This window comes from Vreelandella massiliensis, assembly GCF_900155385.1.
GTDB classification, from domain to species: domain Bacteria; phylum Pseudomonadota; class Gammaproteobacteria; order Pseudomonadales; family Halomonadaceae; genus Vreelandella; species Vreelandella massiliensis.
On record NZ_LT699745.1, the window covers coordinates 1547054 to 1568788 of the forward strand.

The 21735-nt window shown below is 57.9% G+C and carries 18 protein-coding genes; 14 read left to right on the forward strand and 4 right to left on the reverse strand.

Translation table 11 applies throughout. From position 1 onward, the window contains the following. Window position 1 precedes the first annotated feature (1 nt). From trpA to BQ9846_RS11970, 10 genes are all read left to right on the forward strand, one after another. Window positions 2-805: a tryptophan synthase subunit alpha gene (gene trpA / locus BQ9846_RS11925; protein ID WP_075881178.1), complete on the forward strand. Its 804-nt coding sequence runs from the start codon at window positions 2-4 to the stop codon at window positions 803-805. Window positions 806-908: 103 nt separating this feature from the next. Beyond that, complete coding sequence (gene accD / locus BQ9846_RS11930) at window positions 909-1934, forward strand: acetyl-CoA carboxylase, carboxyltransferase subunit beta (protein WP_075881179.1); 1026 nt, start codon at window positions 909-911, stop codon at window positions 1932-1934. After that, window positions 1927-3210 carry a bifunctional tetrahydrofolate synthase/dihydrofolate synthase gene (gene folC / locus BQ9846_RS11935; protein WP_075881180.1) on the forward strand — a complete coding sequence of 428 codons (1284 nt, stop codon included), beginning with the start codon at window positions 1927-1929 and terminating at the stop codon, window positions 3208-3210. The genes accD and folC overlap by 8 nt, the downstream gene beginning before the upstream one ends. 39 nt (window positions 3211-3249) lie before the next feature. Further along, a complete protein-coding gene (locus BQ9846_RS11940) occupies window positions 3250-3954 on the forward strand; it encodes an SPOR domain-containing protein (RefSeq protein WP_075881181.1) in 705 nt (234 codons plus the stop codon). A gap of 3 nt (window positions 3955-3957) precedes the next feature. After that, window positions 3958-4506, forward strand: a complete 549-nt coding sequence (locus BQ9846_RS11945) for a CvpA family protein (RefSeq protein ID WP_075881182.1) — start codon at window positions 3958-3960, stop codon at window positions 4504-4506. Window positions 4507-4594: 88 nt separating this feature from the next. Further along, window positions 4595-6115, forward strand: coding sequence for an amidophosphoribosyltransferase (gene purF, locus BQ9846_RS11950; protein WP_075881183.1), 1521 nt, complete (start codon window positions 4595-4597; stop codon window positions 6113-6115). A 51-nt stretch (window positions 6116-6166) separates the two neighbouring features. Beyond that, on the forward strand, window positions 6167-7366 hold the full coding sequence (locus BQ9846_RS11955) for an O-succinylhomoserine sulfhydrylase (RefSeq protein WP_075881184.1): 1200 nt from the start codon (window positions 6167-6169) through the stop codon (window positions 7364-7366). A gap of 178 nt (window positions 7367-7544) precedes the next feature. Further along, a complete protein-coding gene (locus BQ9846_RS11960; RefSeq protein ID WP_075881185.1) occupies window positions 7545-8114 on the forward strand; it encodes a cytochrome b in 570 nt (189 codons plus the stop codon). A gap of 53 nt (window positions 8115-8167) precedes the next feature. Then, entirely contained in the window at window positions 8168-8752 is a 585-nt protein-coding gene (locus BQ9846_RS11965) for a YceI family protein (RefSeq protein WP_075881186.1), read from the forward strand. Window positions 8753-8898: 146 nt separating this feature from the next. Next, the gene (locus tag BQ9846_RS11970; RefSeq protein ID WP_083651571.1) at window positions 8899-10191 is read left to right on the forward strand and encodes an MATE family efflux transporter; all 1293 of its coding nucleotides are present in this window, start codon (window positions 8899-8901) and stop codon (window positions 10189-10191) included. Here the strand turns inward: BQ9846_RS11970 and BQ9846_RS11975 are convergent. The 3 genes from BQ9846_RS11975 to BQ9846_RS11985 all read right to left on the reverse strand — a co-directional run bounded on the left by BQ9846_RS11975 (window position 10188) and on the right by BQ9846_RS11985 (window position 13302). Next, window positions 10188-11672 (reverse strand): uracil permease, encoded by a 1485-nt coding sequence (locus tag BQ9846_RS11975; RefSeq protein ID WP_075881188.1) that lies wholly within the window; start codon window positions 11670-11672, stop codon window positions 10188-10190. The two genes, BQ9846_RS11970 and BQ9846_RS11975, sit on opposite strands and share 4 nt — an antisense overlap. 94 nt (window positions 11673-11766) lie before the next feature. Then, the gene (locus BQ9846_RS11980) at window positions 11767-12963 is read right to left on the reverse strand and encodes an amino acid aminotransferase (protein ID WP_075881189.1); all 1197 of its coding nucleotides are present in this window, start codon (window positions 12961-12963) and stop codon (window positions 11767-11769) included. Further along, on the reverse strand, window positions 12964-13302 hold the full coding sequence (locus BQ9846_RS11985; RefSeq protein ID WP_075881190.1) for a 4a-hydroxytetrahydrobiopterin dehydratase: 339 nt from the start codon (window positions 13300-13302) through the stop codon (window positions 12964-12966). Between the two features lie 244 nt (window positions 13303-13546). On the opposite strand from BQ9846_RS11985, the gene cobA reads away from it, so the two are divergent. The 4 genes from cobA to glpK all read left to right on the forward strand — a co-directional run bounded on the left by cobA (window position 13547) and on the right by glpK (window position 19124). Next, window positions 13547-14341 carry a uroporphyrinogen-III C-methyltransferase gene (gene cobA / locus BQ9846_RS11990; protein ID WP_268874696.1) on the forward strand — a complete coding sequence of 265 codons (795 nt, stop codon included), beginning with the start codon at window positions 13547-13549 and terminating at the stop codon, window positions 14339-14341. 179 nt (window positions 14342-14520) lie between these two features. Then, the gene (locus BQ9846_RS11995; RefSeq protein WP_075881192.1) at window positions 14521-15549 is read left to right on the forward strand and encodes a coiled-coil domain-containing protein; all 1029 of its coding nucleotides are present in this window, start codon (window positions 14521-14523) and stop codon (window positions 15547-15549) included. 175 nt (window positions 15550-15724) lie between these two features. Next, a complete protein-coding gene (locus BQ9846_RS12000; RefSeq protein ID WP_075881193.1) occupies window positions 15725-17557 on the forward strand; it encodes an SLC13 family permease in 1833 nt (610 codons plus the stop codon). 73 nt (window positions 17558-17630) lie between these two features. Continuing rightward, window positions 17631-19124 carry a glycerol kinase GlpK gene (gene glpK / locus BQ9846_RS12005; protein ID WP_075881194.1) on the forward strand — a complete coding sequence of 498 codons (1494 nt, stop codon included), beginning with the start codon at window positions 17631-17633 and terminating at the stop codon, window positions 19122-19124. Window positions 19125-19179: 55 nt separating this feature from the next. Here the strand turns inward: glpK and BQ9846_RS12010 are convergent, their stop codons facing one another. Continuing rightward, entirely contained in the window at window positions 19180-21684 is a 2505-nt protein-coding gene (locus BQ9846_RS12010; protein ID WP_075881195.1) for an acyl-CoA dehydrogenase, read from the reverse strand. Between the last annotated feature and the right edge of the window lie 51 nt (window positions 21685-21735).

The following is a 21735-nucleotide window of genomic DNA, read 5'->3' on the forward strand; positions in this document are numbered from 1 at the left end:
AATGAATCGAATTGATCAACGCTTCAGCGAACTCAAAGCACAGGGCCGCAAGGCGCTTATCCCTTACATCACCGCAGGAGATCCCGCGCCACAGCATACCGTTGGCTTCATGCACGCCTTGGTCGAGGCGGGTGCGGATGTGATTGAGCTCGGCGTGCCGTTTTCCGACCCCATGGCAGATGGCCCGGTCATTCAAAAAGCGTGCGAGCGCGCGTTAAAGCATGGCACACGCCTGGTGGATCTGTTTGACATGGTCAAAGAGTTTCGCCAAGCAGATACTCAGACGCCTGTGGTGTTGATGGGGTATTTAAATCCGATTGAACGCATTGGCTACGAGGCATTTGCCGATCAGGCGGCGAGTGCCGGCGTTGATGGCGTGCTGATTGTCGATATGCCCCCGGAAGAGGCCGAAGAGATCGGCCCGCTGATGAAAGCGCGTGATTTAGCGGCGATCTTTTTGGTTGCCCCTACCACTTCGCACGAGCGCGCCGCTACAATATGCGCCCACGGCCAAGGCTATCTCTACTACGTCTCGCTTAAAGGGGTGACGGGGGCGGCCACGCTGAATGCGGCCGACGTGGCGGAGCACTTGGCGCCGCTGCGGGAAATGACCGACCTGCCGCTATGCGTGGGGTTTGGTATTCGCGATGGCGTGACGGCGGCCGAAGTGGCCAACGTCGCCGATGGCGTTATTGTCGGCAGCGCGCTGGTGAACCGTATTGCGGAAAATAGCCCAACACCCGAGATAATTCCTGGCCAGCTCAAAGATGTACTGGCCGATATGCGCTCAGCCATGGATGCGTGAAATTCGTCTACGCTGAGATATCGCACTACTTTTTAATCCTTGTTAAACCCTTATCGACGCCTGGCTTTGCCAGGCATTGACGTATAACGGAAAACTTTTAGATATGAGCTGGTTAGATAAAATTGTGCCCTCCATGGGGCGTATCCAGCGTAAAGACCGTCGTGCCAGTGTGCCGGACGGCCTCTGGCGCAAATGCCCCAAGTGCGAAGCGGTACTCTACTTACCCGAGCTGGAGAAGCATTATAGCGTCTGCCCCAAGTGCGACCATCACCTGCGCTTGACGGCGCGTAAGCGTCTCGATTGGTTTTTGGATAAAGAGGGGCGCCAAGAGCTCGCGGCAGACATTGAGCCTACCGACCGTCTGAAGTTTCGCGACTCGAAAAAGTACAAAGACCGCCTGGCCGCGGCGCAAAAAGATACCGGCGAAAAAGACGCCTTAGTGGCTTTTCGTGGCCAGCTTGATGGGTTGCCGGTGGTTGCCGTGGCCTTTGAGTTCACCTTTATGGGGGGCTCAATGGGTGCCGTTGTGGGGGAGAAATTCGTCCGCGCGGCCACACTCGCCCTGGAAGAGCGCATCCCGCTGATCTGTTTTTCCGCATCAGGCGGTGCGCGTATGCAGGAAGCGCTGTTTTCGCTGATGCAGATGGCAAAAACATCAGCAGCATTGGAGAAGCTAAAGCAGGAAGGCGTGCCGTATATTTCCGTGCTCACCGATCCCGTGTTTGGTGGCGTTTCTGCATCGCTTGCGATGCTTGGGGATCTTAACGTTGCCGAGCCCAACGCCCTGATTGGTTTTGCCGGTCCTCGGGTGATCGAGCAAACAGTGCGTGAAACACTACCCGAAGGTTTTCAGCGCAGCGAATTTCTGCTCGAACACGGCACTGTCGATATGATCGTCCATCGCAGCGAAATGCGAGCACGGCTTGGCGGCATCTTACGCAAACTGACCCACCACGACCCGGTCACGTCAGTGGTTGAAGTGTCCGACGAGAGCACTATGAGTGAACCGGTGGCCGATGAGCCGTCCGTCGCAAGCGCGGCCGAACACAACGGCGAGCAGGCCGTGCAGAGGCCCGAACCCGATGACACGCCAGCGCCTTCAAGCGATGACAAACCGCGCAATGCCTAACGATTTAGCGGCATGGCTTGAGCATTTAGAGCGGTTACATCCGGTCGGCATCGATATGGGCCTTTCGCGGGTAAAGGAAGTGGCCACGCGCATGGGGCTTTTAGCGTCGCCGCTGGCGCCTAAGGTCGTGACAGTGGCGGGCACCAACGGCAAGGGGTCAACGCTTGCCCTGATGGCGGCGGTCGCCAGTGCGCATGGCCTGAGAGTGGGCACTTATACCTCGCCGCACTTGGTGCGTTACAACGAGCGCGTCACGCTCAATGGCGAACCGGTGAGCGATGAGCGCCTGGTGGCGGGGTTTCAAGCCATTGAGCATGCCCGCCTTAAAGCGCCTGAGGTCAGCTTGACCTACTTTGAAGCCGGCACGCTCTGTGCGCTCTGGTGCTTTGCCCATGCGGACCTCGACCTTGTGCTGCTGGAGGTTGGGCTTGGCGGTCGTCTGGATGCGGTCAACATCATCGATGCCGATATCGGTATCGTGACCACCATCGCATTGGATCACGCCAATTTTTTAGGTACCGATCTTGAGCAGATCGGCCGCGAAAAGGCGGGCATCTTGCGCGCCCGCCGTCCCGCCGTGCTGGGTAGCGAACAGCTACCCGCAAGCGTAGCGGAAACAGCGAACCGGCTTGAGTCGCCGATTTTCCCATTGGGGGAAGCGTTTCGCCCTGAACTTCACGACGATGGGCAGTGGACTTGGCACGGCCAAAAAATGGATGGGTCTGTGTTGACGCTGTCCCCACTTCCGCACCCTTCGTTGCCCCTGGATAACGCCGCCACCGCCCTTCAGGCGCTGGCGCTGGCGGGTGTGACGCTTGAGACCGCAGCGACGCAGGCGGCATTGGCGAGTGTCACGCTTCCAGGGCGCATGCAGTGGATAGGGCAGTGGTGTCTGGACGTAGGGCATAATCCCCACGCCGCTGCCTATGTCGCGAGCCGTTTACCAAAACCTGCGGGAGGCCGCCTCTGGTGCTTGATGGGTATGCTGGATGATAAAGACGCTGACGGGGTAATAGCGAATTTATTACCGGTGGTCACCGACTGGGTATGTGTCTCTCTCGCCGGCCCCCGGGGGCGTTCAGCCGCCACGCTTGCGACAGTCATTGAGCATCACGGGGGGCGGGTTCATTATTGCGCCGCGACCCCAGGGGATGGCGCCGACTGGTTGGGCCACCAATTGGCACCTCATGATGTCGTACTGGCGACAGGGTCGTTTTTTACCGTTGGGGCACTGCTTGAGAGATCATTACCGCAGGCATGCGAGGCACACGGTTGATGGGAGCGCTTTTATAATGTGCCCCCAGGGGAGAAAGGCATGAAATATGGTAAAACGGAGCGCATCAGCGGCATCGTTATTCTGTTATCGCTGGCCGCGATCTTGGTGCCCTGGTTAATGAGCGACCCCGCTCCGCGCGAGGAGCGCCCGCAGCCATCGTTTACCATTGAGCAGCCGATAGACGCGCCCCGTCGCGATGTCGCCGAGCCCAAACCTCCTGAATCGATCGATCTTTCCTCCTTTAACGATCGTACTTCCTCAGACGATGAGGAGCGTTCATCAGAAGAGGTCAGTGAGGCGTCGGCCCCAACCGAAACAGACGCTCCAGAAGCGCCGCGTTCGCAAGAGCAGAGCATAGAAGAGCCAAGTTCAGCGCCCCAAGGTGGAGAAGCGCAAGAAGCGCAAGCACAAGATGGCGCTGCGCAAGTGAAAGACGACCCCATTGCCGCGCTAATGGCGCAATCAGAGAGCCAGCGTGCTGCCGCTGAGAAGGCGATTCCTGCCGCTCAGGCGCAAGGCGAATGGGGCGTTCAGGTTGGCACCTTCGGTAACCCCGATAATGCCGCACGCCTCAAGCGCGAATTAGAAGAGCAAGGATTTCCCGTTTATACCCGTGAGCGCAGCGATGATTTAACCACGGTGATCGTCGGCCCCTTTGCCAGCTCATCCGATGGCGAGCGCGCCTCTGCCCTGATCAAAGAACGTGTGAATCAGCAAGGTTTGCTGGTTCGAGTGAGGGACTAAACGATGGCGTTAACGTGGATCGACGCGCTTTTTTTAGCGGTTCTAGCGCTGTCGATGCTGGCAGGCTTTGTGCGCGGCTTGGTGCGTGAAGCGCTGGGGCTCGCCGCCTGGGTCGTGGCGCTTTTGGTGGCCCGCGTGCTGGCCGAGCCGGTGGCCGACTTAATGACCGGCTTTATTGAAAGCTTTGATGCGCGCTTGGTGCTCGCCTTCGTGTTGGTGATATTCGCTGTGATCCTGCTGTGCGGCATTGTCATTCGTATGGTACATGCCGCGGTGGTGTGGGTAGGGATGGGGTTTTTAAACCGCTTAGCGGGGGCTGCGTTCGGTGCCGCTCGCGGTGTGGCGATTTTGCTTGTCGCCACGGTATTGATCACGCTCACCCCGCTTGGCGAGCTTCAGGCCTGGCAGCAGGCGTCGCTGCGTCCCAGTTTTGAGCAATTGCGTGACTGGGCCGTGAGCCAGCTCGATCAGTGGGAGAGCGAATTGCCCCGCGCGCCTGATTCGCTCAGAGACGTTCCGTTACCGGATTTTCGGCAGCGCGATGAGGGGTGAGGGCTAGTCGTCCTGCGCCTCGGTGGTGCAAGGTTTATCATTCGTTGGCTTATTGCGTAAGCCTGGGTTTCAAGCGAGGTAACAGAGTATGTGCGGTATAGTGGGCCTTCTGGCCAAGCAGACGGTGAATCAGGCGATTTATGATGCCTTGACCGTACTACAGCATCGGGGCCAGGACGCTGCCGGGATGATGACCTGGAGCGAAGGACGCTTTTTACTGCGCAAGAGCAATGGGCTGGTGCGCGATGTTTTTCACACCCGCCACATGGCGCGCCTGAAGGGGAATCTGGGCATTGGTCACGTGCGCTACCCAACGGCCGGTTCGTCGAGCGAGGCGGAGTCGCAGCCGTTTTACGTCAATTCGCCTTACGGTATCGCGCTGGCGCACAACGGTAACCTGACCAACTCCGATCAGCTCAAGCAAGAGCTTTTCTCTACCGATCTGCGCCACATCAACACCAGCTCCGACTCCGAAGTGCTGCTCAATGTGTTCGCCCATGAATTGGGTAAACAAGGGCTGCACTTAGGCGCTGAAGACGTGTTTGATGCGGTGCGTCGGGTGCATCGTCGCTGCAAAGGCGGCTACGCCTCGGTGGCAATCATCAACGGTCTGGGGATGGTGGCTTTCCGTGACCCGCACGGTATTCGCCCGGTGGTGTTTGGTACCCGCGAGTTTGAAGGCCAGCAAGAAGTGATGATCGCCTCCGAATCCGTTGCCCTGGACGTGGGCGGGTTTGAATTAGTGCGCGATATCTCCCCCGGCGAGGCGATATTTGTCGATATGCAGGGCAATATTCATACGCAGGTGTGCGCGGATCGTCCGCAGCTGCGCTCGTGTATTTTTGAGCATGTCTATCTCGCGCGCCCGGACTCGATTCTTGACGGCGCCTACGTCTACGGTACGCGCATGCAGATGGGGCGCAAACTCGGGGATCGCATCCTCAACGAGTGGCCCGAGCACGATATCGACGTGGTCATTCCGATTCCCGATACCTCGCGCACCTCGGCGCTGGAGATGGCGCAGCATCTTGGCGTGACCTATCGCGAAGGCTTTATGAAAAACCGCTATATCGGCCGCACCTTTATCATGCCGGGCCAGACGCAGCGCAAGAAGTCCGTACGGCAAAAGCTCAATGCCATCGATATCGAGTTTAAGGATAAAAACGTCCTGCTAGTCGATGACTCAATCGTGCGCGGCACGACCTGTAAGCAGATTATTCAGATGGCCCGCGACGCCGGCGCGCGCAATGTCTATTTTGCTTCCGCCGCGCCGCCGGTGCGCTACCCCAACGTATACGGCATCGATATGCCCGCGGCCTCGGAGCTTATCGCCCATGGGCGCAGCGAAGCCGAAGTGGGTGAGTTGATTGGCGCTGACCGGATTTTCTATCAAGACTTGGACGATCTCAAAGCCGCTTGCCGCGATGTGAACCCTGAGTTTGATGGCTTCGACTGCTCGGTCTTCGATGGCAATTACGTCACCGACGATATTGATGACGCGTATCTTCAAGCCCTTGAAGCAAGCCGCAGTGATAGTGCCAAGGATCATAGCGCTGGCGACCATGCGCTAGTGGATATGCACAACCAGGACGACGACCTCGACGATTGATGGTAACGGCGGGTTTTATGCGCCGTCTTTATCGTGAGAAGGAGACATAACATGCAAGACGATACGGTAGAGCCGTCGTGGTCATTAGAGACCCTGGCCATTCGCGCCGGGCACGATCGTACCGCTGAGCAGGAGCACGCCGAGCCGATTTTTCCCACGTCAAGCTTTGTGTATGCCAGCGCCGCGGAAGCCGCGCGTAAGTTTGGCGGGGAGGAGCCGGGCAACGTCTACTCGCGCTTTACCAACCCAACGGTAAGAACGTTTGAAAAGCGTCTTGCCGCGCTGGAAGGCGGGGAGCGCTGTGTCGCGACCAGCTCCGGCATGTCCGCGATTTTGGCTACAGCACTGGCGCTTTTGCAGGCCGGTGATGAGATTGTCGCGTCACGCTCGCTGTTTGGCTCCACCGTCAGCTTGTTCGATAAGTATTTGGGTAAGCTCGGGATTATCACCCGCTATGTGGAGCTTTCCGACCTAAAGGCGTGGGAAGCCGCGATGACCCCGGCAACCAAACTGCTGTTTGCCGAAACCCCGTCGAACCCGCTGGCGGAAGTGGCCGATATTGCCGCCCTTGCCGAGTTGGCCAAGCGCCACGATGCCCTCTTGGCGATTGATAACTGCTTTTTAACCCCGGCGCTACAGCAGCCGTTGGCGCTGGGGGCGGATTTGATCATTCACTCGGCGACCAAATACCTGGATGGCCAAGGGCGCGCCGTGGGCGGTGCGGTGGTGGGCAGCCATCAGCTGTTAGAGGAGGTGTTCGGCGTGGTGCGCACCTGCGGGCCGTGTCTTAGCCCGTTTAACGCCTGGGTGTTTACCAAGGGGCTGGAAACCCTATCGCTGCGGATGAAAGCGCATTGCGAGAACGCACAACGGTTGGCGCAGTGGCTAACGGATCATCCCGGCGTTGAGCGGGTATTCTATAGCGGTTTAGAGAGCCACCCTCAGCATGCGCTTGCCAAGCAGCAGCAAAAAGGCTTTGGCGCGGTGCTGGGCTTTGAAGTCAAAGGTGGGCAAAAGGCCGCTTGGCAAGTGATCGATGCCACGCAAATGGTGTCGATCACCGGCAATTTGGGCGATGTCAAAACCACCATCACGCATCCGGCGACGACTACCCATGGTCGCCTTTCCGAGGCGCAAAAATCAGCCGCCGGCATAACGCCAGGGCTGATTCGCGTGGCGGTGGGGCTCGAGAGTCAGGAGGATATTCAGCGCGATTTAGCCCGAGGGCTAGACCGATTAATGCCTCAATAGTGGCTTACGTAAACCGGGACTCAGCGCCCGGTTTATTTTTTTCATGCCTTCGCCGAGTGAGCAACGGTTTTTACGAACGGTGTGTTCTGCTTTTTTCAGCGGTTTTTGGTTTTCGTGGCGGGTATCATCGGCTTCAATTATTAAAGAGCGCAAGTTACTGGAGAAAGGGTCAACACACATGTGGCGCAATACACGTAGCGGGTGGGGCATTGTCAGCATCATTTTGCACTGGTTGAGTGCCATCGCCATTGTCGGGCTTTTTATCCTCGGCTGGTGGATGACCGAGCTGGACTACTACGACCCTTGGTATAACCAAGCGCCTTGGATTCACCGCTCCGTGGGCGTGTTACTGCTTTTGTTAACCGTTTTGCGTCTTGTGTGGCGTTTCATACAGCCCACGCCCCACGACGAGGGGGGCCGCCTGGAAGCCCTTGCCGCCCACGCTGGCCACATCGCCCTTTACGTGCTGTTGTTAACCGTGATGGTCAGCGGTTACCTGATCTCGACCGCGAAAGGCAGCGGCATTGATGTCTTTGGCTGGTTTGAAGTGCCAGCGCTTTTGCACGGCTTACCCAACCAAGCGAGCATCGCGGGGAGTGTCCACTGGTACAGCGCGCTGGCGCTGGTCGTGCTTGCCGCCGGTCACGCGCTCGCTGCCTTTAAACACCATTTTATTGATCACCATAACACCTTGGTGCGAATGCTTACCCCAAGGTATAGCCGCCAAGTTGATGACACATCACACTAACAAGTTGATGACACATCACACGAAGGCGTTATTCCACCCGAAGGAGACAAACGATGTTAAAGAAAACCGCCGTTGCCACTGCTATCGCCGCTGCTAGTTTAGTGCCACTAAGCCAAGCGCAAGCGGATACTTATGTGATTGATACCGAAGGCCAGCACGCCTTTGTGCAGTTTAAAATTAGTCACCTGGGTTTCTCTTACATTCTGGGGAACTTTGAGGAGTTTTCGGGTGAGTTCACTTACGATCCTGAGAACTTGGAAGACGCTTCTGTTGAGATGGAAGTCCAGATTGACAGCCTTAACTCCAACCATGCCGAGCGTGATCGCCATATTTTGAGCGATGATTTCTTAAACGCCGGTGAGTACCCCACCGCGTCCTTCACCTCCACGGGCTTTGAGCTAACGGGCGATAACGAAGGCATCGTGACCGGCGACTTAACGCTGCACGGCGAAACCCAGGAAATTGAAATGCCTGTCTCGCTTGTGGGCGAAGGCAGTGACCCCTGGGGCAACTATCGTGCCGGTTTTGAAGGTAGCACCACGCTTAAGCTATCTGAATTCGGCATGGATATGAGCGCCTTCCCTGAAGTCATGCACGAGCTTGAGCTGTATGTGACATTTGAGGGTATTCGCCAGTAAGCGGTAAACTCAGCGCAGCGCCACCACTCTGAAAAAGGGTGGTGGCGTTTTTGCGTTTTATCGATGTGACATAGGAGTGGGATAAGGTGGTCGCTATAGAGAAACCGCAGGGGTTGGGCAGAACGCTTTGGCAACAAACATGGCCCATGGCGATTGGGGTATTAGCCTTACTGGGGTTTCAGCTGGTAGACAGCGCCTTTATCGCCCGCTTAGGCACGACGCCGCTTGCCGCCCAATCGTTTACCTTTCCGCTGTCGTTTTTCATTATCGGTATTCAAGTGGGGATCGGCATCGCCATCGCGGCGTTGATTTCGCGGGCGATAGGGGCAGGCGAGGATGCACGGGCAAAACGCCTGGGCAGCTTGGTACTCATGGCCGGTGGCGGGGTTATTGGGCTGTTAGCCATCAGCCTCTGGGGGCTGCAAGTGCCTATTTTCAAGCTGTTGGGCGCGGATCAAACCACGCTTGAGCACATCCGCCCTTACTGGGCGCCGCAACTGGTCGCGGCGTGGCTTGGCGCGGTCTTGTATTTTCTTTACAGCCTCTTTCGCGCCCACGGCGATACCAAGCTACCGGGCAAGATGATGGTGTTAAGTAGCCTGGTGAACCTGGCGCTTGATCCGCTACTGATCTTTGGGGTTGGCCCGTGGGAGGGCTTGGGGCTGCCGGGAGCGGCCTGGGCGACCATAGCCGCATTTACAACTGGCTTGGTGATTACATGGAGTAAGCTTGCCAAGCAACGCTGGCTGTCACTGGAAGGGCTGAAAGAGGAGGCGCTGTTCTCTTACAAGCCCTTTGCGGGAATCGCCGGCCCGGCGATGATGAGCCAGCTGATGCCACCGCTTGCGGCGATGTTGGCGATCTCCATCGTCGCGCCGTTGGGGGATACCTATGTGGCGGCGTGGGGCTTGGCGAGCCGTTTAGAGACTCTCTCGCTAATGGTCATTTTAGCCATGACGATGTCACTCCCGCCGTGGCTTGGGCGCTGCTATGGTGCCGGCGATTGGGGGCAAATTCACCGCCTGCTGCGGCTGGCGCTGAAAGTCGCGGTCCTGTGGCAGTTGAGCCTGGGACTATTGATGGCACTCGGTGCCCCTTGGGTCGCGCTGGCGCTTGCCGGCCAGCCGGAAGTCCGCGAAGCGCTGGCACTGTTGATTCGCTTTCTGCTGCCAAGCTACGCCGCGCTCGGCGTTTGCATGTTGGTCGTCTCGGCCGGCAATGCGCTGGGGTGGCCGCTACGGGCAATGCTGCTATCAGGGGCACGGCTTTTTATCTGCTATCTGCCCTGCTTATGGGTGGGGGCGCAGCTAGGGGGCTGGCTGGGGTTAGCATCCGGCGCGGCCATCGGTAATCTGCTGGCCGGATTGACCGCCTGGCGAGTGCTTAAACGGATACTTTCCCGCCCACATCGGCAGGCGGGAGTCGCAAAGCCGGTTTAATGCAGCTCGTTGCGCTGCTGAAAGGCGAAGTAGGCAAATAAAACCGCCATGGCCAGATAGCCCATGACGAAATCCGGCGCGGCGTTGAGGGCTAATTTCGGCGCGTGCATCAGCCCAAGCCATGAGAACCCAGCCGCAATCGCGGCAAAAATGGCGGCGCGCCGGAACTGGTGGTCGATGACGGAAACGGTCATTGCGCCAAGGAAAATCGCCATGAACATGGCGCCCTGGCCCATGATCACAATCGCATTGGAGATATCGCTGACCACCTCTTCGGCACCCCGGTTAAAGCGGGTCATCACATAGTTAGCGAAGTAGGGCAGCATCGCCAGCGCCACTGCCGGATAGTAACGGGTATCGTTAGATTGAAACGCCGTGGCGATCATGGAAATACCCACGAAGACCAAAATCGGCGCTACCACGGAGACCGGAATGATCGCTGCCAGCGCCGCGATCAAGCCGAACATGGTGGCAATGGCGTATACCGCGCCGTTTAAAAGGCTATAGCCGCGTCCGGCGCCCATCCACTTGGCACCGACGGTGGCGATGTAAACCGTGGTAGGGAAGATGCCACCGAACAGGGCGCCGATCATGGTGCCGGCGCCATCCACCGCTTGGCACTCGCGCACATCGTATTTGTCACCCGCCGCTTCCATTGCCTCGACGTTGTTCATGGTTTCGATCGCGTTATACAGCGTGATCGGCAGCACCACGGTAAGCACCGCCAGCATGCCGGTAAAGAGCAGCCCCATGCCCTCAAACCAGGCGAGGTTGGGCAGTAAGGGGTAGAAGCCCAGATGTTGGAAGGCGTCGCTGAAGCGGGCGCTGTCGGCATCGCCAATCAGGTAGGCCATCAGGGTGCCGATGATAATGGCGAAAAGCGAAGTGGGTAAGCGAAAGGGCATGCTCACGCGGGCAATTAAGCCAACGATAATAATGGCGAGCACCACAAGGCCAATAATGGGCATTTCCAAGGTTTTAAACAGCATCTCCCCGGCGATAAAGGTAAGGGCCACTCCGGCGACGGCGCCGAGCATCGCCGCCCGAGGCAGGTGATACTGCACCCAACGACCAATCACGCTAATAGCCGCTTCGATGGCACCGCTGATAAAACATGCCGCGACGGCGATTTTCCACGCAAGCTCAGCATCACCCGTTAGTTGTTTGGCGGGCAGCAGTACCCCAAAGAGGAACACGAACATCACAGGCGTCGAAATGCCGTAGGAGAGCGCGGTGACATCGGTGCGCTGCTCTCGACGGGCCAGGCGCGCCGCGCTAAAGGCGTAGTAGAAGTTGCCCACCATGACGGCCACGGCGGCGCCGGGCAGCACTTGGCCGTATACAATGGACGCGGGAAATCCCATGCCAAGCATGGTGATGGCGATAATGACGAAGTTGGCGATATTGTTCTGGAACAGAGCAAAGAACGCATCGGTGTCTTCTTTTTTATACCACGGGTAGGATAGGCCGGCGGTTGCCATGACGTGCCTCTTGCAGCGGGCTTAAGAATTGGCGATGGAAAAAAAACGCCCAGGCGCTGCCTGGACGTTTAAGGGTTTCGAGACGGTGGGCGCGTTATGCTTTACCGTTTACGGTGGCGATGGCTTTGGCCAAGTAGGGTAGGTTCTCGTGGGAGAAGCCTGCCACGTTGGCACGGCCAGAGCGCACCATATAAATACCGAACTCATCGCGCAGGCGGTCCACTTGCTCCGGCGTTAAACCGGTGTAAGAGAACATGCCGCGCTGTTCGGCCACACAGGCGTATTTTTCAGCGAGTCCGTAAGGCTTCAGTGCTTCAACAAAATCGCGGCGCAGGGTGTTAATACGGTCGCGCATTTCGGTGAGTTCTTCGCGCCAAATGGCGGTGAGCTCGTCGTCATGGAGAATCTCGCTGACAATCGAGCCGCCATGCGCTGGTGGGTTGGAGTAGTTCTCGCGCGCCACGATGGCGATTTGCGAGCGAACATTCTCCATCTGCTCGCTGTCTTTCGCCACCATGATCAAGCAGCCGGTGCGCTCGCAGTAAATGCCAAAGTTCTTGGAGCAGGAGCTGGTAATAATAACTTCATCCAGCGCTTCGGCCATCAGGCGCACGCCATAGGCGTCTTCATCCAAGCCTTCGCCGAAACCCTGGTAAGCGAAGTCAATCAGCGGTAGCAAGTTGCGCTCGCGTACCACGTCAAGCACGAGTTGCCACTGCTCTTGGGAGAGATCAAAGCCTGTCGGGTTGTGGCAGCAAGCGTGGAGAACCACCACATCGCCTTCCGGGATCTGCTTTAGTGCCGCCAACATGCCGTCAAAATCCAGGCGGTTTTCGGCGTCGACATAAGGGTACTTATGCAACGCGATACCGGCGGCGGTAAAAATGCCCAGGTGGTTGGGCCATGTCGGGTCGGATACCCAGATACCCTTATCCGGTAGTTGCGTCGCGATAAAGTCCGCCGCTAGACGCAGAGCACCAGTGCCGCCCGGGGACTGCGTGGCGCTGGCGCGATTGGCTTCAAGCACCGGCGAGTTTTCCCCTAGCACCATGGGGAGTATCACCTCGCCATAGGAAGGAGCGCCGTGCGAGCCAATATAGGTTTTGGTGGTTTCGTTCTTGAGCAGGCGAGCCTCGGCTTCCTTGACGGCGCGCATGACCGGTGTGTTGCCTTCGGCGTCCTTATAAACCCCGACACCTAGGTCGACTTTCTGCGGGTTGGTATCTTTCTTGAAGGCTTCAATCAGCCCGAGGATGGCATCCCCGGGGACTCGCTCGATATGCTCGAACATTTATTCGGCTACCTCGTCAGTTCTGGCGGCTAAAATGAAGTCATTCTGATGCAGGCCGCCGATTTCATGTGACCACCATGTCACGGTGGCTTTTCCGTATTCGGTGGTGATCATGGGGTGATGACCTGCCTCTTCGGCGATGTCGCCAACGCGCTGAGTGAATGCCAAGGCGCCGACAAAATCGTCAAAGTCATAACTTCGCGTGAGCTTCATAATGCCATCGCGGTCGGTAATCTTCCACTGTGGCAGCGCCTTCAGCGCATCGTCAGCCTCTTTTTCAGTCATTGGCGTAGCATTGCCGCTACAAGGTTCACACGTCTGTTGGGCTAGATTGCTCATATTGCCTCCATGGGTTGTGGCGATTGCCTGACTGTCTTCACTCCTCAGGGTAGGAGGCTGATGCGCAGATGCCAAATCGGATATGCCCAGAGCGTTTTATATTCTTTTTTGTGCTTTTAATCTTATTATTTATTCCTTTTTGATCTTTTTTAGATTCGCTAACGTAGTGCCTGATGGAAATCGTTTATCCCACGCGAGGTGTCATTTGGCTCTTTTTGATTCAACTTCCTATCAAGCCCCAGGCATCGTGAGCTTGATGGGCGCGGGTCCCGGCGACCCTGAGCTATTGACGCTGAAGGCGTACCGCCGCCTGCAGTCCGCCGATATCGTGCTGTATGATCGCCTAGTGAGCCAAGAAGTGCTGGATATGATTCCCGAACGAACGCGTCGGTTCTATGTGGGTAAGGCACGTTCGCACCATAGTGTCGCCCAGGGGAGTATCAACCAAGCGCTGGTGGATTGGGCCAAAGCCGGCAATACGGTGGTGCGCTTAAAGGGAGGCGATCCTTTTATCTTTGGCCGTGGCGGCGAGGAGTTGGAAGCCCTCGTAGCAGAGCAGATCCCCGTGGAAGTTATTCCAGGGATCACCGCTGCCTCGGGCTGCGCGGCCTACGCCGGGATTCCGCTAACGCACCGCGATCACGCCCAATCCGTGCGCTTTGTCACCGGGCATTTAAAAAGCGGCCGCTGCGACCTTGACTGGCAATCCCTTGCGCGGCCCGGGCAAACGCTGGTGTTCTACATGAGCCTCGGGAGCCTAAGTGAAATCAGCCAGCAGTTGATGGCGCATGGCTTGTCGAAAAATACGCCGTTGGCGCTGGTGTCGCATGGCACTACCCGCGAGCAGCAGGTGGATATTGGCTCGCTGGGAGCCCTCCCTGAGCGTTTTTTAGCCGGGGAAATCGTCTCACCCGCGCTATTGATCGTGGGTGATGTGGTAACGCTTCACGCGACGTTGGCATGGTTTGACGCGCCAAGGGGAGAGGCGAGCGGTTTTTTTAACCAAAGCCATCCGCCGCTTTTGCAATGTGTCAATTAATTACCTCAATGGCAGCAATAAGTGCAACGAAACGTAAGACGTTTTAACGCTTTGTGGAAAAGCGCGACTGGCCAGATATGTATGGCTGTGTATGCTGTACTAGGTGAGATATTTAAATCGTCATGCATACACTCGTTCGCTGCCGTTTGTGGTAGCGCTTGCCAAAGAGGGACGCACCAATGACAGAAGACAATAAACCCACAGCCAAATCACTTATGTCGGATAATCGCGTAAGGGCTATCGCGGGCATTGCGGCGATTGCGGTGATCTGGGCGATTGTGGCGCAATCCAACGCCGGCGACCGGCTAGATCGCATTGCCGTGTTAGAACAAGACCTCGCTGAGGCCGAGCAGGAGCGTCAAGAGCTGCGCTCGGAGCTCTCCGACGTTGAGCAAGCCGAGATGGACCTGGCATCACTGCGTGAAGAGATGCAGGCGGTGCAGGAAGAGACCGAGCAGGCGCAGGCGACCTTAACCTCGACACAAGACGATATCGCCAGCGCTGAGGAACAGCTAGCCGCGCTGGCGTCCGAGCGGGAGAGCCGCCAAGAAGCGCTCGACGCACTCAACGCCGAAATAGAAGAGACGCAGAGCCGTCTTGATGAGCTACGCACGACGTACGCGGAAGTCGAGGCTGAGAAGGAAGAAGCCGAAGCAGCACGCGACGCCGCTGAGCAAGCACTTCAAGAAGCGGAAGAGGCTCGCCAGCAAGCCATTGACGCGCGCGATCAGGCAGAGCAGGCGCGTGAAGAAGCCGTCGCGGCACGCGAGCAGGCCGAAGCGGACCTTGAAGCGCTGAATGCCGATATTGAAGCGGCCAATGAGGAGCTAACGTCTCTTAACGACGAGCTGAATGCCCTGCAACAGGAGCGCGATGCGCTGGTGGAAGAGCGCGATGCGCTTGCCGCCGAGCGGGATGAACTGCAAAGCGAGGTAGAGTCGCTGCAAGCGCTGCTTGAAGAGGAGCAGCAGAGCCTTTCGGCTACCCGCGACGAGTTAGATGACCTGATGGTCGCGCTCGATATTGGCCGCGATGAACTCGCGGGCCTCAATAGCAAAATTGACGAGCGTGAAACCCAACTTGAACGTCTCAACACCCAGCTTGAAGATTGGCGTGAAGAGCTTGCCGCTTTGCAAGACCGTGTTGATAGCGAAGAAGCAGAAAATGGGCAAAATGAGCAAGCTGATAGCGAGAGCAGCAACGACTAAAAACGCTAAACAGCCCATGAAGAAAAGCTGATAAACGCGTTACACTCGCCATCATGTGGCACAGGCGAGAACAACGGGCACCTGTGAAAGCAGGTGCCCGTTTTGTTATAAATTGATTTTAAAGTGCTTTTTGAGCGGCTCGATTGACGGGGATATTTACCTACAAGAGGTCACTATGGCGTTGGATTTAGGGATAGCGCAAAGCACATGGGTATTTTTTGTGCTGGGACTTACGCTGCTTGCTTTTATGTGGGGGCGCTTTCGCTATGACTTGGTGGCCCTTGCCGCGCTGCTGGGTTCGGTCATGCTGGGGTTGGTCCCGGCGGATGAGGCGTTTAACGGCTTTGGCCACCCCGCGGTGATTACGGTGGTGGCGGTGCTGGTGTTAAGTCGTGGTTTTGAGCGCGCGGGCGTGGTGGATATTATCGCCGATCAAATGCTCAAAGCGGGAGAGCGTTTACTGCTTCAACTGGCTGTGCTGGTGGGCACCGTCGTGGTGCTTTCGGGGGTAATGAATAATGTCGGCGCCTTGGCCCTGCTGCTGCCTGTCGCGATGCGGCTTGCACGTGAGCACAATACCTCGCCCTCGCTTTTGCTCATGCCGCTCGCCTTTGGCTCGCTGCTCGGTGGTTTGACCACGCTGATTGGCACCCCGCCCAATATCATTATCTCCAGCTATCGTGGTGACGTGGCCGGAGAAAATTTCAGCATGTTCAGTTTCTTCCCGGTTGGGGCAAGCGTTGCGCTAGTCGGGTTTCTCTTTATCGTTCTGCTTGGCTGGCGCCTAACCCCCAAACGCACTGGTCAAGCAACCACTGAGGATATGTTTGATACCGCCAACTACCTGGTAGAGCTACAAGTAGGCGGCGATTCAAAAGCGAAGGGATTAACGCTCCAGCAGCTTCGCGACGAAGTGGACGAGACCATTCCCGTTTTGGCCGTCCTGCGTGACGGAGAGCGCCGAGCGGGGAACAACTTCTACGATACTCTGAAAGAAGATGATGTGTTGCTGCTGGAAGCCGATCCTGAAGAGCTAAAAATACTAGAAGAGAAGGTTGGGTTGAGCGTCGTAACCGAGCCGGAAGGTGAGGATGATGAAGGCGATGAAGGCGATAAAAACGAAAAGCAGCGTAAGGGGCGGGTTGACACAAAAGGCTTGCAGCTGGTTGAAGCGGTGGTGCGCACCGACTCCATGATGGTCAATCGCAGCGTGCGTCAGCTGCGGCTGCACCATCAGTTTGGGTTGCATCTGGTCGCGGTAGCGCGCGATGGCTCGCGCCTAAAGAAGCGCTTGCGTGATATACGCTTTCGGGGCGGCGATGTGCTGTTACTCCAAGGCGGGGAGACGGAAATCAACGAGAGTCTCGCCACTCTCGGGTGCCTACCCCTGGCCAAGCGTGAACTCAATCTGGGGCAGCCGCGTAAGTTACTCTTATCGATTACGATTTTTGCTTTAGCCATTGCCGCCATGCTGCTCGATGTTTTGCCCACGGCGGTCGCCCTGAGCACGGCCGCCCTATGCTCCCTGCTAGTGGGAGTGTTACCACTGCGCGAAGGGTATCAGGCCATTGATGGGCCCGTGATAGTGCTATTAGGGGCGATGATCCCCGTCGGTCAGGCGCTGGAAACCAGCGGCGGCGCCAAGCTGATCGCGGATGCATTGCTACAGTTTGGGAGTGAATGGCCCGTGGTCGCGACGCTAGCGGGGCTTTTTATCCTCTCGATGGTGCTCTCCAATATCGTCAACAACGCCGCCGCCGCCGTTTTGATGGCACCCATTGCCGCGAGCCTAGCCAACGGCTTTGACGCTTCTTTGGACCCTTTTTTAATGGTCGTGGCAGTGAGCGCATCGTGTGCGTTTTTGACCCCCATTGGCCATCAGTCCAACACCTTGGTGCTAGGCCCTGGCGGCTACCGATTTGGTGATTTTTGGAAACTGGGCTTGCCGCTCTCGTTGGTGGTGATGGTCGTGGCCTTGCCCATGATTCTCTGGGTCTGGCCGCTCTAGCGAGCGCAGGTTGCCAGCCATCAAACGGCGACGGTGGCTATCAAGGCGCTTTTACTCAAGGTAACGGCTCACTATGTCCACATATTTGCTTGCGATAGATCAAGGTACCACCAGCTCCAGGGCGGTGCTGTTTGACCGCCAGGGACGCATTAAAGCGCTTGCGCAGCGCGAGTTTGCGCAGTCATTCCCCCATGATGGCTGGGTGGAGCATGACCCGGAAGCGATTTGGGACAGCGTTATCGCCACCTGCCGAGACGTGCTCGCGAAAGCGGATGTTCCCGTGGACGCTGTGATTGGGGTGGGGATTACCAATCAGCGCGAAACAACGCTGCTTTGGGATCGCGCCACGGGCACACCGCTTCATAACGCCATTGTATGGCAAGACCGGCGCACGGCGGCGGCGTGTCAAAAGCTGCGTGATGCAGGCCATACCCAAGCCGTGCAAGAGAAAACCGGCCTTTTGATCGACCCCTATTTTTCCGCCACCAAGCTTGCCTGGCTGTTTGATAACGTGCCCGGGGCTCGCGAGCGCGCGGAAAACGGTGAGCTGGCGTTTGGTACCGTGGATAGCTTTCTGATCTGGCGTTTAACCGGCGGCCGGCAACACCTCACCGACGCGACCAACGCCTCGCGCACCGCGCTGTTCAATATTCATACCCAGCAGTGGGATGATGAGCTGCTGGCGCTATTTACTATTCCCAAGGGGGTTCTGCCAGAGGTCAAAGATTCCAGCGACGATTTTGGCACGCTCGACCCAAAGTGGTTGGGTAAGGCGCTGCCGATTGCCGGAGTGGCGGGTGATCAGCAGGCGGCGCTGTTTGGCCAGGCGTGCTTTCAGCCGGGCATGGGCAAAAGCACTTACGGCACCGGCTGCTTCATGATCGTCAATACGGGAGAAACGCCGGCGATATCGCACAACCGTCTGTTGACCACGGTGGGCTATCGCCTCAACGGCACGCCGACGTATGCCCTGGAAGGAAGTATTTTCGTCGCCGGCGCGACCGTTCAATGGCTACGCGACGGCTTGAATCTGTTTGCCGATGCGGCCGAAACCGAAGCCTTGGCGCGTGAAACACGCAGCGGGCATAGCGTCTATCTGGTGCCTGCGTTTACCGGGCTGGGTGCGCCGCATTGGGACCCAAAAGCGCGCGGGGCGATTTTAGGGCTCACCCGCGACACCGGCATTGCTGAAATTGTCGCGGCGGGGCTACAAGCGGTGTGCTACCAGACCCGCGATTTGCAGCACTGCATGCACGATGACATGGGCCTCTCCCCGGGTACACTTCGCGTCGACGGCGGCATGGTCAAGAACAGTTGGTTGATGCAGTTTTTGTCCGATATGCTCGGCGTTCAGGTTGACCGCCCCACGGTGCTTGAAACCACCGCGCTAGGCGTGGCGTATCTGGCCGGGCTGCGGCTGGGTTGGTACGCAAGCCTTGAGGAGATTCAAGGCTTGTGGCAGTGCGAAACAAGCTTTGAGCCCCGGATGAGCGAAAAAAACCGGGAGGCGCTTTATCAGGGCTGGCTCGATGCGGTGGCGCGTGTGCGCACAGGGCCGACCGAGTAAGGGGGCGGCGTAAAAAAAGCCGGCCTTGGTGGCCGGCTATTGATATGGTCAAACGCTATTTGACGTACGCTTCCTCCGCCGCGGGAATGGTCGTGCTAGGTTCGGCATTATGGTTGATCAGCGTCGATTTATCGCTGGCGAACGCGTCGTAGGCGAAGTCATCAACGGTGAGCATTTCCAGCACTTTTGTTTCAAACTCGCGCATGAACGCCGCATCGTCTTCGCTAATCAGGCCTTTTTCCACGCCGGCCTCGATACGCTGCTCCGGGTGTAGCGCCGTCTGGGGCAATTCGCCCTTGGCGTAGGCTTTGTTGAGAGTACGGTAGATCGTTTCGGCGCGCTCGTAATCGTGCAGCAAGGCGTTGTAGCGGGCCAGCGGGTTATTCTCGTCGCCATCGTCTTTATCCCAAGTATTATCCAGCAGCTTAGCGCGCAGGGCTGAGTCGGTGGACACACGCTTGGCGATAGCGCGGGCAAAGTCGTCGTGGGGTTTATCCCAGCGGCGCCCGGTGGGCATCACCATCACTTTTAGCGTTTTGCCCAGCGCCCGATTGGGCAGGTTAGCGAAAATCTCGACGAACGCCTGCTCGGCGCGCTGGAGTAAGAAGCGGCAGCTGTAGTGCAGCAGGGCTTCTTCACCCTCTACGTGTCCACCCTCTGCTTGCTGCCCCGCTTGCCACTGCTTGAGCACCATGGAGGCCAGGTAAAGGTTGGAGAGCACATCGCCCAAGCGCGCGGAGAGCATTTCACGCTTTTTCAAGGCGGAGCCCAGGCTTGCCATGGCCGCATCGGCACACAAACCAAAGCCGGCGGAGAGGCGAGCGATGTCCTGGGCGTACGCTTTGGCGGGGCCTTCAAAGGGAACGGCCGGTTTGCCTAGTCCGAACCCTTGGGTAAAGGCTCGCGCGGCGTTACCGAAGATCAGGCCCGCGTGGCTAAAGAATGCCTTATCGAACGCTTGCATGTCGTTGGCATCTTTCGCGGCGAGCTCGTTGAGAACGTAAGGGTGGCAGCGAATGGCGCCCTGACCAAAGATCATCAAGTTACGCGTCATGATGTTGGCGCCTTCCACCGTGATCGCCACCGGATTGGCGCTATAGCCAATACCCAGATAGTTACGCGGGCCCAGCGTGACCGCTTTACCGCCGTGAACGTCCATCGCGTCGCTTAACAGGTCGCGCTGGAACTCGGTCAGCTGGCTTTTCAAAATTGCCGACGGTACGGCGGGTTTCTCACCGTGATCGATCAGGTTCGCCGTTTGATAGACGGTGGCGGCCGAGATATAGGCCAGAGACGCCATGCGCGCCAAGGGCTCCTGCACCCCCTCCATCTCCGCGACGGGCACGTTGAACTGGCGACGAATGCGGGTAAAACCGCCGCTCCAGCCCAGGGCGTAACGGGCGGTGCCGGCGGCACCGGAAGGCAGCGTGATGCAGCGCCCCACCGAGAGACACTCCACCAGCATGCGCCAGCCTTCGCCGATCATTTTCTCTCCGCCGATGATGGTCGTGAGCGGGACAAATACGTCTTTCCCCTTGATCGGGCCGTTCATGAACGGGCTGCCAATCGGAAAGTGTCGACGACCGATTTCCATGCCCTCGGTATCGCGCGGAATCAGCGCGAGCGTAATGCCGCGATCCTCTTCGTCGCTCAGCAGCTTTTCAGGGTCGAAAAGGCGGAAGGCGAGGCCGACCACGGTGGCGATCGGGGCCAGCGTGATCCAGCGCTTTTCAAAGTTGAGCCGCACGCCGAGCACCTCTTTGCCGTCGATCGTCTGCTTGCAGACCATCCCGGTATCGGGGAGCGAGGTGGCATCAGAGCCCGCACGCGGGCCGGTTAAGCCAAAGCAAGGAATTTCTCGGCCATCGGCTAAGCGTGGCAGGTAATGATCTTTCTGCGCTTGAGTGCCGTATTTCAACAGCAGCTCGCCAGGGCCGAGCGAGTTAGGCACGCCCACGGTCACCATCAGCGTTTCGCTGACCGCGAGCTTTTGCAGCACCAGGGACTGTGCTTTGGCGGAAAAGCCCAAGCCGCCGTACTCCTTCGGGATGATCATGCCGAAGAAGCCCTCTTTTTTCAGGTAGTCCCAAAGCGCTTGAGGGAGATCGGCGCGCTCTTGGGCAATGTTCCAGTCGTTACACATGCCGGCGGCCTTGGCGCATTGCGTCTCAAGAAATCCTTTTTCGTCGTCGCGTAAGCCATCATCCGTAAACGCCAGCAGCTTCTCCCACTGAGGCTTGCCCGAGAAAAGCGCGCCATCCCACGAGACGCTACCCGCTTCAAGCGCGGTGCGTTCGGTATCGGAAACTTTGGGCGCGACTTTCTTGAACAGCGCAAACAGGCGCGGGGTTAGCCACCGGCGGCGCAGGGTGGGTAGGCCGGTAACCGCGATAGCGGCCGCGCCTATCAAGAGCAGTATGGCGATTATGGTGGCATCAACCATCAGGCCAACAACGCCTAGCACGGCGAGTACCGCCAACGCGGCAGCCGCACCCGCCTCGCGGCGCATCACCATCAGCAGGCCGGCAGCGGCCAGGACAATCAGTAGTAGGGTGAACATAGCATCACTCCTTTGTATGTATCATTATGAGGGAGCGCGTTGAGGTGGCAC